This window comes from Vibrio sp. 10N.222.52.B7 (assembly GCF_041474275.1).
GTDB classification, from domain to species: Bacteria; Pseudomonadota; Gammaproteobacteria; order Enterobacterales; family Vibrionaceae; genus Vibrio; species Vibrio crassostreae_C.
Map to the genome: position 1 here is coordinate 1,209 of NZ_JBFRTU010000044.1, position 14,733 is coordinate 15,941.

Consider the following 14,733-nt stretch of genomic DNA (forward strand, 5'->3'; position numbering starts at 1 on the left):
ATTGCTACTCGGCAATAACGCGCTTTTTTATTGAATTTCTATAAACCAGATGATGTGCTTGGTTTAACAATCATCATTTACAACGCGGACGGTACATTCACAGCCGCCCTCAGGACATTCGCTCCCATTCGTTCGACCAAAAGAATCATAGATAACATAACAACCCGAAGGTAAGGCATCATCAGTTATGTTATTGCTGTTAAGGTCAGCTTCACTAAATGAATGAGTGTATCCAACGACAGTGTGTCGATTTCCAACAGCTGATGTTAAATCGTCATCTTCAGATAGCGTCAGAAAATCAATCATATCAAGTTTGTCACCTTTGTCGCCTTCACTTTCAGGGCAAAGCGTCCCCCAATCTACTTCAACGCGACCGATACCGAAATCGATAACATAGTCACCTTGGTCATCTGGATTTTCCGCACTAGGATCAAGCCCAACAATAATAGCTTTAGAAGTCACCTGCGTGATAACGCCTTCCATCGCACCAGCAACACCTTCAAGTACCGCTTCTCTCGCTGATTCCTGAATACCAAGGAATCTTGGAGCAGCCGTTACCGCTAGTACTCCGAGTATCACGATCACGATGATTAATTCCATTAAAGTAAATCCGTTTTTCTTCATGACATCCGCATCTTTTGATAACTTAAATATTCGATAACCCAATGAATTACCTATAACTATACACCTCAAATAGGACTCATAACACTCCACGGCTATCGGTTTTTATAACGCTGGTATGTGGTATTTGTTCCCTTTAGAGGCATCAAAGATAACTGGAAGCGTTGTCACATAAGGTGTCAGCGGGTTTAAATTCGAACAAATACGTGGGGAAACTGAAAGTATCGATGGAAGAAGGTTTAATTGATTTATTTGAACTGAGGCACGCTGCGTATAACCAAAGTTAGACCATTTTTTGACTCGCACTTTGTGTCTCTCTACTTAAGAAAGCAAGAAATGAAATAGAACCCATAAAAAACGCGCTACTACCACGGGTAATAGCGCGTATCTATCAATCGTTGTACGACTATCGCAACATTAGTTCACTGCTTTCACGTAAGGAAGCACTCGGAATCCATCGCGTACTTTTTGGCTTGGAATGTAATGGCGGAAAGCTAAGTTAAACACACCAGAATCGTTCTCTGTTTTGATGTTGTTTACTGCATCATCACCACAACCAAAGCTTACTGTGTAAGTGCCGTCTGCATTTTTCTCAGCCGTGTTTGAGCTAACGTTCGCCACTTCACCAAACATGAAACCTTGCTTGTTGTAGACCGTTACCGACCAAAACGCTTGGTTTTTAGGGTCATCAAAGGTCGCCTGATGACAAGTGTCTGCTAGGAAGTTACCTGAGACTTCGTAAATATTGTCATCTAACTGCGCGCCACCCCAACCGATAGCCGCACCCACTGCGTACTTCTCTTTGGTAAACATCTCTTTTGAAGCATCTTCAGGGCTGGTAAACATACCAAACGTCGCCTGAGCACCATCGCGTTTCAGTAGTTTCGGCATTTCCATCTTAAGGTTTTTCTCTACCTCATCGAATGATTTCTCATCCACTTGCATTGCCATGAATTCGCCGTCTGCTTTTGCATCAATACTCATCTGATCTTGGATTTTATGAACTTCATCTTTGGTGAACGTCGCATCAGTACGAACGATGACATACACGTGGTCACCACTGTGAGTAGAAAGATCAAACGTACCAGAACCGTATTGCATTGGCTGAATGCGGTGGTCTTCTGTAATCACTTCCATCGACATGTATTTGCCTTCAGGAATCTCAGGTAGCGTAATCGTCGCGCCTTGCGAAACGTTAATCACAGCCATTGAGTAGTAAGTGTCTCGGTTCATTCGAACCACAGGCTGTTTATCGGTTGGCGTGAGTTCGCGTTTGTGTAGGAATTTATTAACGCCAACAAGCTCTTGGTTTTTCAAATATTGGCGTGACGTTTCGTACACCGCGTAATTGTCGACGGTAGTCACTTCACCATCGGCATTGAAGAACTCTGTCAGAGTTGAAACTTCTTCAGCTGCGTAAGAAGAAAGAGAAACTGCGCTTAAACCTAAAACTACTAATGCTAATTTTTTCATTGTTGACCTCTAATAAATCGATAACGCTAAATCAATACATAGTCCATTTGTTTTCGTTCGAACAGTTAGTTCGTTAACCGCTCAACTTGTGAACAATGTTATCAAGGCAGCATAAATTCACAAATGACATCGCCGTATAAGAGATATGCATGAAAGTTATGTCACCACTATCGATTTATTCTTAAGATAAACGATTACCTTCAACAGGCTCACTGCTTAACAATAGACAGGTAGGGTAATTAATCCAGTTTAGGGCTGTCGTTGAAATTGGCTGAGCGCAAACCAACTGATGATTAGAAATAATAAAGCTGGAAAGGAAGACGTCATGTTATGAATCACAGGCGCTGAAGTATCTAAACCAGATCCATATGAAAACTGGAGGTCGGTTATTGCTCTAGCTGGTTATTGCTTAGGCCAGCTCTAAAGTCCGTAGCCTTAATCAACTGTCACAAACAACGTCTTCAATCACCGACACGACTAAGTTCTTGAACCATTGATGGGCTGGGCTAGTAACAGTTCTTTTATGCTCAATTAAAAACAGCTCGAACATTAACTCGGGAACATTATCTAGAGAGAATATCGGCACTATCTTGTCGCTTATTCCCTCTAGTTCCGTCAATTTGTGGGTCGCAACCAAAACTGTATTCGAACTCTGCATCACTTCCACTAACGTAAGAAGCTGTCCGCTTTTAAAAGCAATGTCTCTTTGCATTCCATTCTTAGCTAAAAAAGAGTCTACAGGGTGTTGCAGTCCGTAATTCGAGCGAATATCGAGCGTGAGATCGACAAAGCGAGATTCAAGGCACTGCTCAAGTGTGACATTTTCAGCTTTGGCTAAAGGGTGATGTTCAGAAACGTAAAATACTGGATAGATCTGCCCAAGACTCACGTATGGAAATTCGATTGGATTGCTCGGGGCTTCGATGTGAATCGTAAAATCCACATCTCGTGATAACAGCTGGCTAGTAGGCGTTTTTGCAATCGGATATTCGATAAGACTGGCGTTTGGAGCATCGTGCATGAACCGTTCAGCAAGGGGCACAGAAAGCATCCGACTCATTAATGGCGGTACAGAAACAACAAAGGTTTGAACACACTCAGCAGGATCAAACGCAGATTTCGTTACTAGGCTTCGCATCGCCAATAGCAACTCTTCTAAAGGTGCTTGCAGTTCTAACGCTTTTTGCGTGGGCACTAAGCCATTAGACTCTCGATAGAACAGTGGGTCATCAAACAACTCTCGCAAGCGACTTAAGGTACGACTCATCGCAGGCTGAGACAGATACAAGGTATTGGCAGCTCGCGTTACGTTCCTCTCTTTGATTAAAACACTTAACGACACCAATAAGTTTAGATCCAGCCGAGAAAGCTGTTGTTCGATAGTCATCATAAGACATGCATCTGAGTAATATCACTCGTTAAATAATTGCACCATTGTGACTAACAAACAAGTCTCTGTTTAAACGATGGCATTTATATCCAACTAAAAAGGCGAACCTATTGGCTCGCCTTAATCATTTTGTTCGCCAGAATCGTTTAGTCGTTACGAATGGGTGATAACAACTCAGGGTTAACCACCAAATTTCTCACACCGTGGGCGTGATCTTCGTTAAAGTCATTGCCTTCACACCAGCTACCTACTGTCGCGATATTTACTTTCGCGACTTGTGGTCTAACGCTCCATGTTACTTGGAAAGGTGAACCTTGCTCATTATAACCAGGACCCGTTGTAGAGCCTGCGTATTGGATCGCTGAGCCCGTATCTTGTGGGATGTTTGGTGCTTGGTGTAAGCCGTTCACTTTTGAATGTTTAGCGAGCGCTTCAAAGTCGGGGGCTTTGTCGTCATTCACTAATACGTAAACTTGGGTTTCTACACGCAGTTGCGGGTTGGTAATCGCATCGTTAAAACAAGCACCCAGTGTTTCACCCGGTTCAACTTGCGCCGTTGAATAAACATAGTGAACTTCAATGGTGTCACCCGAATGCAAAGAACCATGCTCGCTCGGACAAACCTTGCCCTCAAATGGTTTCAGCTCAGCAGAACTCAGCTTGCCTGTGTATTTAAAGCCACTCTGGAATCCCTTACCATCACCGTTACCAGCGTATTGAGTAAACTCTCCACCTTTATGCTCAGCATTTTTATGGAAGTGAATATTACATAAGTTCATCGCTGTTGAATCAGGGGCATCCGAGAACAGCCTAGTATTTTTACCTTCTAATGAACCCAAATCTCGTGGAGCTTGCGGTCCAAAACCTTTCCCTTGGGTATTTTCAGAAAGCTTCGCTCTTTGTTCTACGATAACTCCATCTGATACAGACTCATGGTTCGCATCTGATGCATTTGCATGAGCTGACAACATCACCAATGCGGCACTTAAAAACACACTCTTATTCTTCATTTTTCTTCCCTAGAATATTGATAACTAAACCCAAACCGACTTAACAGCAAACATCTTACTATGCTCATAAGTGAATATAAGACTTGTCTTTGTAAGATTAGATTTCATTGCTTACTTTGGGATGAGTATTAGAACCCTTGATGCATATAACAAGTCAAACAGGGTAAATTCGGCGAGTCCCTTCCAGAACGAATAATTTCCTATTTACGTTAACCGTCGCCTGACTCAGCGCTCAGATAAGTGAGCACGATTCTTAGGAAGAACGGTGGCCAGATTTAGAAGATCAAAAAAGGCGAACCACTTGGATCGTCTTCACGTCTCATTTTATCTATTGGTTTGCTTTCTTGGTTGACGGTTTAACCGTTACCGGTGGCAAATATCCCAAACGTCATGACGTTCAATGCATCTGTCACGCCCTCTAGTGATTTAATCACCGTCTTAGTCGGTTTATTATGACGAATAAAATAGCTTCCGATGCCTTTTTCACCGCCACTCTTAGCATCGCTTTCAGTTGTTTCTGTCGCTTCTATTTGAGAAGGCTCCACTGATTCTGGCTCTGCATTGGCGTGAGCTATCGTGTCTTTATTTGAATCAAGGTTAGTGAGTGGTTGATGATTAACGATTGAATCATGGGAAGAATCAACGCTGGTCTCAGCGTTTGTATCCTTTGAAGTCTCGAGATTACTCTCTCCCTCTATACTTTTCGACATAGCGTCTTCGTTGCTCAATGTCTCGTCGTCTAGCTGATGATTACTCGTTGAAGAACAGGCTGTTAAGAAGAACAGGCTAACGATGAATATGAGTAAGTTTCTCATCATAATGATAATGCACGAATTAATAAAACATTGTTCGATTGTATTTTATTTGGCTGACGACATCCAGTGATAAGCGGAGTAAACACGAACAGTCACGGTCTTGAAGAGTAAACAAAAGCGTACGGGTTTAGTGCTTAAGAATAATAATTCGAGAGCTCAATTAGGTTGCCCGCCGCTTATCATCTGAAAGGTGGTGTCAGTTAGGCTTGGGGATTCACACGCTATAAGCTTAATCTTTACTGGAACACAGTTCAGAGATTCGGTCACACATGGCTTGGTTGACTGCGAAGTGGGTGTTGAGGAATGCTAGTTGGGCAAGTGCCGATTCAGCGGTGCGCTCGTAGCCTTGGGTAAAGGTTGGTAGCAATTGGGCAAACTTAGGGAAGCGTGCTTCTAGCCTTCTATCCGACATAAATTCATCAACGAATTCAGGCTCAGACTGTTCAGTTTGATCCACAAGATCGATCAAACGATCGAGTGCGTAAGATTGAACGAACCGACTGCCCGACAGCTTTTCGCCTCGGTTATAACGAGACATACCCACATAAAGATTGGTTAGAGCCTCACCAATGATCCAATCTTGGGAATTAGTGTCTGTCTCCCCTTTTATTGGTGAAACACAACACTGTGTATCAAATTCATGTTGCTGCCAAACAATACGCCCTTCAGCAAACGGAATGTGCGCTAACTCGTGGGGTTCAAACACTGCAAACTCACAAAAGATTCCGTCAGCGTACAGAACTTTATAGCCATCGACGGTATTTCTCACTGCGTAGTCGATTGAGTGAATATCAGATAGCCAATGCAAACTGTCTAAGAAATACTGCTTGTGCCCTGTTTGCACTATTGCGAAAAAATCGACATCTGAATACTGATCAAGTCGTTCTGTTTCAATACCTACTGAGCCCAATCCCAGCAAAGCATGAGCCTTACCCGATGCTTCCAAAGACTCCCCAATCGCATCTAAACGCTGGAGTAATTTTTCTGGTGTGTTTATGTGTCTTGTCTGTATCACTTTGTCCGTCTGCATTGCTCAATCCCTATCAAGTTGAATGCCACTCAACCTAACTGATAGTTAGAACATCTAAGAAGCTTAATTTATAAAATGTGTGTTTTGGATAACGATCTGTGCAAGTTATTGTTTGAATTAAGGTGGGATTTAGAGGTGAGAAAGAGTGTGTACAAGCTATAAACAACACTCTTCTATCATGACTTATCTTTTTAGCAGCTCATATTTGCAACAACGTTGACGCCATGCTCACGAAGTTTGCTTTTCTTCCAAGATCTCGCGTCTGCCGACATATGAACAGAGACCGTAAAACCCAATTTGGCACTCATGATACCGATCGACATGCCTAGATTACCCGTGGATCCTACCGCAATGCTGTATTGTTGGAAGAAGTCACGGAATTCAGGTTCGAGCAGCTTGCTGTAGTCATCGCTCTCACACAGTAACCCCGCTTCAATCGCAAGCTTGTCGGCATGTGTTAGTACTTCATAAATACCACCACGCGCTTTGATTGAACCTGAAATCGGCAAATGGCTGTCTTTCTTCATCATCAAACGCCCTTTTATTGGCTGCTGATAATGTGCTCCCAATGCTGATTTCATAGATGGAATGTCAACAAGCTCAGACTCGATGATGCCATTGGTCGCTTGAGTTTCAGGAAACGCCTTGGCTAGATAAGGAGCAAACCTTTGCAGCCTCATGCTCGCATCGTGAATATCTTGTTCGCCTAAACCCACATAAAGCAAACCGCGCTCCAGAGTCGTCACATTTGGGTTAAACCAAACCACTTCTTCCAATGCAATCAATTGTTGAAGCAGTGGGAAGTCCGAGATGAGCTTGTCGATATTTAATACAGTCATGGGTGACTTTTCTGGCTAAGCGCGTACTGCGCAGGTTCAATCATTAGTAAACCTATTTAAACGGTATTTGTGTAATCATTCAATGATCTGTAGGCTAGCCTGTCTTCTCATAAGCAAACAGTAGAACAACCTATGAGCGCCTCTCTTCGTAATAGCATTTTCGTGATGTTAGGGATTCTATTCCTAGCACTTAACCTTCGTGGGCCTTTTACGAGCTTGGCTCCTGTGCTTTCTCAGGTTATGGAAGGCCTCAACCTTACGTCATCGGCTGCTGGCTTCTTAACAGCTTTGCCACTGTTAACTTTTGCCTTATTCTCACCATTAGTCACCAAGATATCCCAACGAATTGGTCTAGAGCCTAGCCTGTTATTAGGCTTAGTTCTGATCACTACGGGTATTACACTGCGCTCTGCTGGGTTAACCCCAACCTTGTATATCGGCACGGTGATGATCGGGCTTGGTATCGCGATTGGTAATGTGTTGTTGCCTGTAGTAGTGAAAGTTAGCTTCCCGACACGCATCGCTACTGTGACTTCTCTGTACATCTTTACGATGGGCATCGGGTCGACGTTAGGCTCAAGTTTGATGGTGCCGTTTTCAAATCTAACCTTATTTACGATCACGGGTTGGCAATTAGCGCTGTTAATGAACTTGGTATTTCCAATATTAGCTTTGATGATCTGGTTGCCTAAAATCAGAAAACGCTCATCTTCGGCCAGCAATAACAAGCAACAAGACAAACCTCTGCCGATGAAACAGATGATTAAAAGCGGCGTAGCGTGGCAAGTAACGTTAGCGCTTGGGCTTAACTCATTTACCTTCTACTCTTTGGCTGGCTGGTTGCCACAGATATTGAACGATCTTGGCTACAGCGAAATCGACGCGGGCTACATTTATGGATTTCTGCAATTTTCGACTATGGTTCCAGGGCTGCTGTTACTGCCATTCTTAGCCAAAAGTGACAATCAACAATGGCTCATCACTCTGTGTGCATCGAGTGTATTTGTTGGATTGATTGGTCTTCTGTATTTGCCTGAGTTTGCGATCTTTTGGGTGGGACTGTTTGGATTAGCCAACTGCTCGACATTTATTATCGCGCTCTCTTTTGTTGGCTTGCGTACATCGAATAGCAGCCAAGCCGCATCATTGTCGGGTATGGCTCAGGGAATCGGTTATGCGTTTGCAGCCACTGGTCCAACGCTGGTGGGTAAGCTTCATGCTCAGACAGATTCTTGGAGTGTGCCGATTCTGTTGGTCGCATCTGTTGCCTTTGCGTGCACGATTTTCGCGGCATTGGCAGCACGAGATAAGAAAGTGAGCGTTTAGGCAAACAGAATGATTATGGTATCGCGACTTTATTTGCTCGCGACTCTATGGCTGACGACGGTTTTGATGTATTCACTTGGCGACAAACCAAATTTGCCTTTAAAGCGCTGACTAAAACGCCCTTCCGATTGGTAACCGCAAGACTGAGCCAACATCGCCACATTCTGCTGTCCGTTTTGCATCAGATAAAGCGCGTGACTCAAGCGAACTTCAGCCAGTACCTCTCGATATTGCATGCCTTCCAGTTTGAGCTTCCGAATCAATGTGGCTCGGCTCATCGCAAAGCGCTCCGCCACCGACTCTAATGGATGTTTCTCATCTGGTGAATGTGAAAGGTAATGGCTGAGCTTTTGGCTAAACGAGACGTTGGCACTGACAAACAATAGATGCAACACCCCTTTTTCAGCTAATTGCTGGTACAAGCCCTGCAACCAAAACTGTTGAGTCTCTTTGCTCATGCTCTGTGTATCAAAAGAGAACAGAGCATTGAGTGAGTCTTGTAAGTTTCGATCCACTTTTACTGTAGGCAGTCCCAGATCATTCGACCGTTCCTCACTTAAATCAAGCATCGCCTGAGAAGGTTGGAATTGAAAGCTGAACACTCGCGACAAGAAGCGCCCTTTGTGGGGCATGTTCTCAAAACTTAGTGAAGCTGATGCCTCACAAAACAACAGCTCAGAATGCGAGAGCTCTGCCGCTGAATCTTTCCAAAACAGGCGCTTACTGCCTGTAATAATCTGAATGATACTAGGGGATAGAATCCTCACATTACGCAGTTTTTGTAACTGCTCTGCACGAAAGATCGTCACTTGATATTGATGATTCATCTCATCCCCTTGTTTACTTATTATGTACGTGTATAAGCTTTAACGTACATAAGCTATTAACGTGTATAAGTTGCGGTCAGTTTAGCTTTGTCTAAAGCCATGCTGTTCAACGTGAATCCAACCACAGCCGACTGCGTATTTTCGTCGAGGTTAAGTTTGTCCGTTGGTAATGCCCAAACCGTGAACTGGTAACGGTGCATACCATCTTTTTCTGGAGGACAAACGCCACCGTAGCCAACTGTACCGTAATCAATGCGACCTTCTTTGCCACCGACTTTAGAGATGTCGACACCGCGAGGTAGCTCGTTCACAGTTGCAGGGATATCAAACGCAACCCAATGCCAGAAGCCACTTTCAGTCGGTGCATCTGGATCATAAGCTGTGATAGCAAAGCTTTTGGTACCTGCTGGTGCATCTTTCCACATCAATTGTGGTGATTGATTATCGCCGTCACAACCCCAACTAGAGTATTCAAAAGTCTTTGCCATTGGGTGACCTTCTTGAATATCGTTGCTGGTTAATTCGAACGCATGAGCAGAGCCTGTAGCCAAAATACTGATTGCCAATACTGATTTGATGATGAGTTTCATGATGGTTCCTCTTATTAGGTATGAGCCCAGTATAGTCCCCTCATTTCGCCCAATAATGACAGTAAGTACACAATTATCTATTTTATTTCAAATAAATGATACTTACTGTATTTGTACAGTATTATTTAAAAGCATGACCCACTCGACAATTTGTTGTTAAAAGAACACTTGTTGACATTCAGGTTACAAATCGCGCCCAAAACTCTTTAGACTCGCCCCACGACTTTTAACGAGAATGATTGGATGCGCAGGTTTACATTAGCTCTTTGCTTGATCTTTTGGCTCCCAACCCTAGTCAATGCCCAAAGTTTGCAAGATAAGTGGCAAACTCTGTATCAACTGAGCTGGCAATCATCCCCACTCTTAGTATCTCAACAAGAGTTGGCTCAGTATCCGAAAGTTCTGCTCCATGAAAATAGCCGCTATCCTGATTTCAACCAATTCAGTTGGGACGACATCGCAGCGTTAGCGTCAATACAAGATCACTGCCAAGCGATTGAAAGCAGTAACCCTTCATTACATGAAGCCATCGAGTTCGAGCTCGCTCTGTGTCAGCAACAAACATTGGATTCGATTTGGTTTGCAGCACACTCCAAACGTCACCCTGCCGGTGGCAGCTTTGCTGGTCGTTATTTAGCCGCTTACCCAGATGTGACCGAGCAGATACGCCCATTTTTGAGTCTTACCAACCCTCAGCACCCTTTATATAAGAAACTAGAAAGCCTAAGTGCACAAGGCAGAGAAGCACTGCTCAATGGATACCGCGCTTGGCAACAAGATGATGTGCTTTGGTTAAGTGGCGAACAAGGCTGGAAAGCTATTCCCTTAGATGTTTGGCAACCTATCGCAGAGCAACAAGAGGTATCTTTGGCAGGTGAAACCTGTACTTTTCGTTACAGTAACGTGTGCTTAAACGAGCCTAGCAATGACAATCTGATCATGAAAACGTTGATCTTTACATTGCTGCTAACGTTGCTTTCCGGGCTCGCTAGAGTCTTATACCTAAGAACAAAACAACGAAAAGAGAGGCAGTTCGTTTTACAGCTTCTTACTCATGAACTGCGCACGCCTATTACTAGCCTAGGCTTAACCGTCGAAATGTTTAGAAATCGCTACGATGACTTTTCTGATGAAACTCAAAGTGCGGTTTGGCGTTTAATATCTGACTATCAAAGGCTTTCTCAGCTCACCGAAAACAGCAAAGTGTACCTAAGTTCGGATCAGTCAGAGCCTTTGTTGAAGCAAAACGCTTCATTAGAAGAGTGGCTCGATCATGTCTGTGAAAAGCACAATATTTCTTATCAATGTGAAGCGCGTGAAGTTGAACTGAACCTTCCCTATTACTGGCTAACCATCTGCTTGGATAATCTAATCAAGAATGCCAAACAACATGGTAAAGGTGAGGTTTTGGTAAAGGTCGAACTCGGTGACAAGCTGACGATTGAGGTACAAGACGAGGGGCACTTCCCTTCACCGATACAACGGCTCATGTCTGGTGTCACGCCAAGTGAAACGCACGAACTGGATAACATGGGCATTGGCCTGACTATTGTCGAGCACTTGATGAAGCAAGCGAATGGCCGCCTCATTATTCTTCGTAACCCAACCCGATGTATTTTGGAAATTGCTTATGAACACCCTACTGCTGATTGAAGACGACCAACTGCTTGGACAAGGCCTCGTCAGCTTCTTTGAATCCAATGGTTACCAATGCCTTTGGGCGAAGGATTCAGAGAATGCCAGTAAGAAATGGTTTCGAGCCGATCTTGTGATACTGGATCGACAGCTTGAAGATGGGGACAGCTTGCAACACCTTCCAAACTGGTTGCTCCTCAAAGCGCTGCCTGTGATTGTGTTGACCGCTAAAGTAGAAGTTCAACAACGTGTTGAAGGTTTAATGGCGGGTGCCAAAGACTATGTGACTAAACCATTTTCGAACGACGAATTACTCGCTCGAGTCATTACCCAGCTACGTCCGTTAGGTGTGAGCCTCTTAACTTACGCAAATATCCAAATCAACTTGTCGGAACGGATCGCTTATCTGGATGAAAGCCCTGTAACACTAAAACCTAAAGAGTTTCAGCTATTGGTACTGTTTGTTCAGAACCAAAGTCGTGTGTTTCACCGAGATGAATTACTCAATAAGATTTGGGGATATCAGGCTTTTCCTAGTACCCGAACTATTGATAATCACATACTGCGCTTACGCCAGAAGCTGCCAACATTGAATATAGAAACACATCGTGGCGTTGGTTACCGCTTGGCCGGGGAATCATAATGAAAGTTACTTCGTTAACCGCACTGATCTACACATTGCCGCTCGCAAGTCATGCGGCATGGTTTACCGACACGCCATTGCAGCACACCTATCAATCTCTACTTGATGACCAACCTCAAGTTGCGTGGCAAGAGCTGCAAATCGCACTCGATCACAAATCACTCGATAGTGAGCTTTGGCTGCCAGTCAAACAAGAGATCCTGAGCCAGACTCAATGTGGAACCTTACTCAAACAAAGTGCTGAGCCAAAACACCACATCCAAGTCAGCTTCATTCGACGCTATGGCCTGTCGTCGCACGGTTATCAAATCAAAGTCTCTGCCGAGCAACTCAGCAAAGGCTCAGAAACTCAAACTCTTTCTTTGGTATCGCCTAAAGGTAAAGTCCTTCTCGATGGGCAACTCACTTCCAACAATGAGTATCAAGAGATTGAAACCAATGAAATGTTCATCAAACCCGAATCTGGTGTTTATCAACTAAAGATAGGTTCAAATCACTACCCTATTATTGTCGCTTTAAATAACAGTAATCGATGGCTGACGCTCGAAAGTAAACTCAGCGAACCACATATCGTGCTCTCGCCTCCAAAGGTGATCGACAACTGCCCCGACGCTAACGTGAGTTGGCAATGGTTTGATGAAAACTACAACCTGCTGGGTTACAAAGTGCCAATCAAAACAGCGCAAGCACCCGTTCCCACAGAAAGTCCACTTGGAACCAAAGCCAAGCACTTGAGTGCTTCGGTTGAAATGTTTGAATACCAAGGCGCTATTGAAGTCCAATATGTGCAGCGCGTCGCCGTGCCTTTCTAATGGAAAACCACTAAAGCCAAACAGAAAATAGAGACATATAGGTGACAAAGACTAGCGCTACTTAGGTGTAATAACCGTACTTACCCTTTACGGAATCTAAATATGCTCAGCGTACGTCACCCACTCAATCTTTCTAATTTTGCCATTGTGGCTTTAACAACAGCTTGTCTGTTTTCATCCAACGCACAAGCGAGCCAAATAACGCTCACCAGTAACAACAATACCGTCGCTACCTCATCGAATACTTTAGAGGTCGATTGGAACGGCTTAAGCGTTAACAGTGCTGCTCTCACCGTTGATAGCCAACCACAGAAAGCGACCAATCTGGTCATTGGCTTTTCCGATAAAGCTGACTCAGCAAAAATCGCCACTTGGACCTTAGTACCCAGTGGAATAAACGTTAAGGCAGAGCTTAATCAAGACCAGCTCACTTTTCAGTTCAGCTTACCTTCAAATATACAGGTGAAACGAAACAAACCCATCGAATTGGCGTGGTTTGATCTTGCCGAACAACAAACTCAGACACTATTTCTTCCGTTTAGTGAAGGTATGCGCGTGCCTACTGACAACAAGCTTTGGGCAAGTTATCTCGTCGGTAACCATTCTGGAAGTAACACTACTCAAGACTTGAAGATGCCTTTTTGGACAGTACAGCAAAACAATCATTTCATTAGCTATCAAATGGTTAATGCAACCAACAATCAACTGCTCTTTTCAGATGCATCCTCTAATGCTTCCTCAAATACAAAAACCAAAATTGATATGAAGGCAGCACACCAATTTACGATGCTCAATCAGTCACAACCTTTTCTTGTTCGTATCACCCTCGGAGACTCGTGGTTAGATGGTGCCAAACAATACCGAGATTGGCGCATCAATAATGACCAGTCTGAAACGCTTGTAGCAAAGCAAAAGCGCAATCCAGATGTGACTAAGTTGATCGGCGCGAGCCACGTTTACCTATTTGGCAAAGACCCATTAAGCATCCAAGATGTGAGTGACTGGTGGGGATTGAAAACATGGTATCTAGAGGGCTCTAAACTCAATGTTTCTGCGGAAGCGAAAAGAGAGCTATCGTCACTCTCCAAGGGGAAAGATTGGTTCAGTCAGTACCACAAACAACTATTGTTGGACTCTATTAGCCAGTCATTGCAGGTGTTATATCCTGTTGGTAATCCGACACTCGAAGACAACACGATTAAAGCGCAATATAAAGCAGCACAGGATAAGAAGAACTGGTTGCTAGAGCACGCTTCCCCTTACCTAAACTCGTCAGAGACTTGGGGACAAGCGCTGTCTTCAGACATGGTCGCTAATCTAAATAAGGCAGGCTTAAACAAACTGTGGCTTGGATTCGACAATTGGACGCCAGCATTCTATCAACCTAACGCCGTGGCTATGGCAAAACAGTCCGGATATCTGGTCGGTACTTACGATTCCTACAACACAGCCATTCCTGCGAAGCTCAATTACCAGAGCCGATGCGTCAGAGTTGTGCCATTGAACTGGCAGATGGCAACCTAAAAAAAGGGTTTCGCGGTAACGGATTCTATCTAAATCCGAATTGCCATTTAGAATACGTAAAACAGCGTGCTCAAGACATTATGAGATTCGGCAACTTCAACAGCTTGTTCTTAGATGTTGATGCAACCGCCATGGCACGTGAAGATTACAGCGGCTCTATAGATAGTCATAGCAACAGTAATGGCAATGGCAATGGCA

The 14,733-nt window shown here is 44.0% G+C and carries 12 protein-coding genes and 2 pseudogenes; 5 read left to right on the plus strand and 9 right to left on the minus strand.

Annotation, left to right across the window (positions count from 1 at the left end; genetic code table 11):
* Window positions 1-63: 63 nt before the first annotated feature.
* From AB4512_RS13135 to AB4512_RS13165, 7 genes and pseudogenes are all read right to left on the minus strand, one after another.
* The gene (locus AB4512_RS13135; RefSeq protein ID WP_372175014.1) at window positions 64-624 is read right to left on the minus strand and encodes a type II secretion system protein; all 561 of its coding nucleotides are present in this window, start codon (window positions 622-624) and stop codon (window positions 64-66) included.
* Window positions 625-1,038: 414 nt separating this feature from the next.
* Entirely contained in the window at window positions 1,039-2,094 is a 1,056-nt protein-coding gene (locus tag AB4512_RS13140; protein ID WP_372175015.1) for a DUF1254 domain-containing protein, read from the minus strand.
* A 439-nt stretch (window positions 2,095-2,533) separates the two neighbouring features.
* Window positions 2,534-3,484, minus strand: coding sequence for a LysR family transcriptional regulator (locus AB4512_RS13145; RefSeq protein ID WP_372175016.1), 951 nt, complete (start codon window positions 3,482-3,484; stop codon window positions 2,534-2,536).
* A gap of 146 nt (window positions 3,485-3,630) precedes the next feature.
* A complete protein-coding gene (locus AB4512_RS13150; RefSeq protein WP_372175017.1) occupies window positions 3,631-4,494 on the minus strand; it encodes a delta-class carbonic anhydrase in 864 nt (287 codons plus the stop codon).
* A 356-nt stretch (window positions 4,495-4,850) separates the two neighbouring features.
* Entirely contained in the window at window positions 4,851-5,312 is a 462-nt protein-coding gene (locus AB4512_RS13155; protein WP_029235242.1) for a hypothetical protein, read from the minus strand.
* Window positions 5,313-5,538: 226 nt separating this feature from the next.
* Window positions 5,539-6,339: a hypothetical protein gene (locus tag AB4512_RS13160; protein ID WP_065583740.1), complete on the minus strand. Its 801-nt coding sequence runs from the start codon at window positions 6,337-6,339 to the stop codon at window positions 5,539-5,541.
* 209 nt (window positions 6,340-6,548) lie between these two features.
* Window positions 6,549-7,178: pseudogene (locus AB4512_RS13165) on the minus strand (D-serine ammonia-lyase); the annotation flags it as partial.
* Window positions 7,179-7,310: 132 nt separating this feature from the next.
* Between AB4512_RS13165 and AB4512_RS13170 the strand changes: the two are divergent.
* The gene (locus AB4512_RS13170) at window positions 7,311-8,504 is read left to right on the plus strand and encodes a CynX/NimT family MFS transporter (protein ID WP_372175018.1); all 1,194 of its coding nucleotides are present in this window, start codon (window positions 7,311-7,313) and stop codon (window positions 8,502-8,504) included.
* A 29-nt stretch (window positions 8,505-8,533) separates the two neighbouring features.
* Here AB4512_RS13170 and AB4512_RS13175 read toward each other — a convergent pair whose 3' ends face one another.
* Window positions 8,534-9,331, minus strand: coding sequence for a helix-turn-helix transcriptional regulator (locus AB4512_RS13175; RefSeq protein ID WP_372135544.1), 798 nt, complete (start codon window positions 9,329-9,331; stop codon window positions 8,534-8,536).
* Between the two features lie 56 nt (window positions 9,332-9,387).
* A complete protein-coding gene (locus tag AB4512_RS13180; RefSeq protein WP_372175019.1) occupies window positions 9,388-9,921 on the minus strand; it encodes a YbhB/YbcL family Raf kinase inhibitor-like protein in 534 nt (177 codons plus the stop codon).
* A 243-nt stretch (window positions 9,922-10,164) separates the two neighbouring features.
* Here AB4512_RS13180 and AB4512_RS13185 point away from each other — a divergent pair, with 243 nt between their 5' ends.
* From AB4512_RS13185 to AB4512_RS13200, 4 genes and pseudogenes are all read left to right on the plus strand, one after another.
* Window positions 10,165-11,574: a DUF3404 domain-containing protein gene (locus AB4512_RS13185; protein WP_137002114.1), complete on the plus strand. Its 1,410-nt coding sequence runs from the start codon at window positions 10,165-10,167 to the stop codon at window positions 11,572-11,574.
* Window positions 11,552-12,199 carry a response regulator transcription factor gene (locus AB4512_RS13190; protein ID WP_137002113.1) on the plus strand — a complete coding sequence of 216 codons (648 nt, stop codon included), beginning with the start codon at window positions 11,552-11,554 and terminating at the stop codon, window positions 12,197-12,199. The genes AB4512_RS13185 and AB4512_RS13190 overlap by 23 nt, the downstream gene beginning before the upstream one ends.
* The gene (locus AB4512_RS13195) at window positions 12,199-13,011 is read left to right on the plus strand and encodes a DUF2861 family protein (RefSeq protein ID WP_136978138.1); all 813 of its coding nucleotides are present in this window, start codon (window positions 12,199-12,201) and stop codon (window positions 13,009-13,011) included. Before AB4512_RS13190 ends, AB4512_RS13195 begins: the two co-directional genes overlap by 1 nt.
* 102 nt (window positions 13,012-13,113) lie before the next feature.
* Window positions 13,114-14,733: pseudogene (locus AB4512_RS13200) on the plus strand (glycoside hydrolase); the annotation flags it as partial.

Bases quoted from the DNA above. Each gene is read 5' to 3' on its own strand.
- AB4512_RS13135 (WP_372175014.1), bottom strand. From the start codon at position 624: ATGAAGAAAAACGGATTTACTTTAATGGAATTAATCATCGTGATCGTG.
- AB4512_RS13140 (WP_372175015.1), bottom strand. From the start codon at position 2,094: ATGAAAAAATTAGCATTAGTAGTTTTAGGTTTAAGCGCAGTTTCTCTT.
- AB4512_RS13145 (WP_372175016.1), bottom strand. From the start codon at position 3,484: ATGATGACTATCGAACAACAGCTTTCTCGGCTGGATCTAAACTTATTG.
- AB4512_RS13150 (WP_372175017.1), bottom strand. From the start codon at position 4,494: ATGAAGAATAAGAGTGTGTTTTTAAGTGCCGCATTGGTGATGTTGTCA.
- AB4512_RS13155 (WP_029235242.1), bottom strand. From the start codon at position 5,312: ATGATGAGAAACTTACTCATATTCATCGTTAGCCTGTTCTTCTTAACA.
- AB4512_RS13160 (WP_065583740.1), bottom strand. From the start codon at position 6,339: ATGCAGACGGACAAAGTGATACAGACAAGACACATAAACACACCAGAA.
- AB4512_RS13170 (WP_372175018.1), top strand. From the start codon at position 7,311: ATGAGCGCCTCTCTTCGTAATAGCATTTTCGTGATGTTAGGGATTCTA.
- AB4512_RS13175 (WP_372135544.1), bottom strand. From the start codon at position 9,331: ATGAATCATCAATATCAAGTGACGATCTTTCGTGCAGAGCAGTTACAA.
- AB4512_RS13180 (WP_372175019.1), bottom strand. From the start codon at position 9,921: ATGAAACTCATCATCAAATCAGTATTGGCAATCAGTATTTTGGCTACA.
- AB4512_RS13185 (WP_137002114.1), top strand. From the start codon at position 10,165: ATGCGCAGGTTTACATTAGCTCTTTGCTTGATCTTTTGGCTCCCAACC.
- AB4512_RS13190 (WP_137002113.1), top strand. From the start codon at position 11,552: ATGAACACCCTACTGCTGATTGAAGACGACCAACTGCTTGGACAAGGC.
- AB4512_RS13195 (WP_136978138.1), top strand. From the start codon at position 12,199: ATGAAAGTTACTTCGTTAACCGCACTGATCTACACATTGCCGCTCGCA.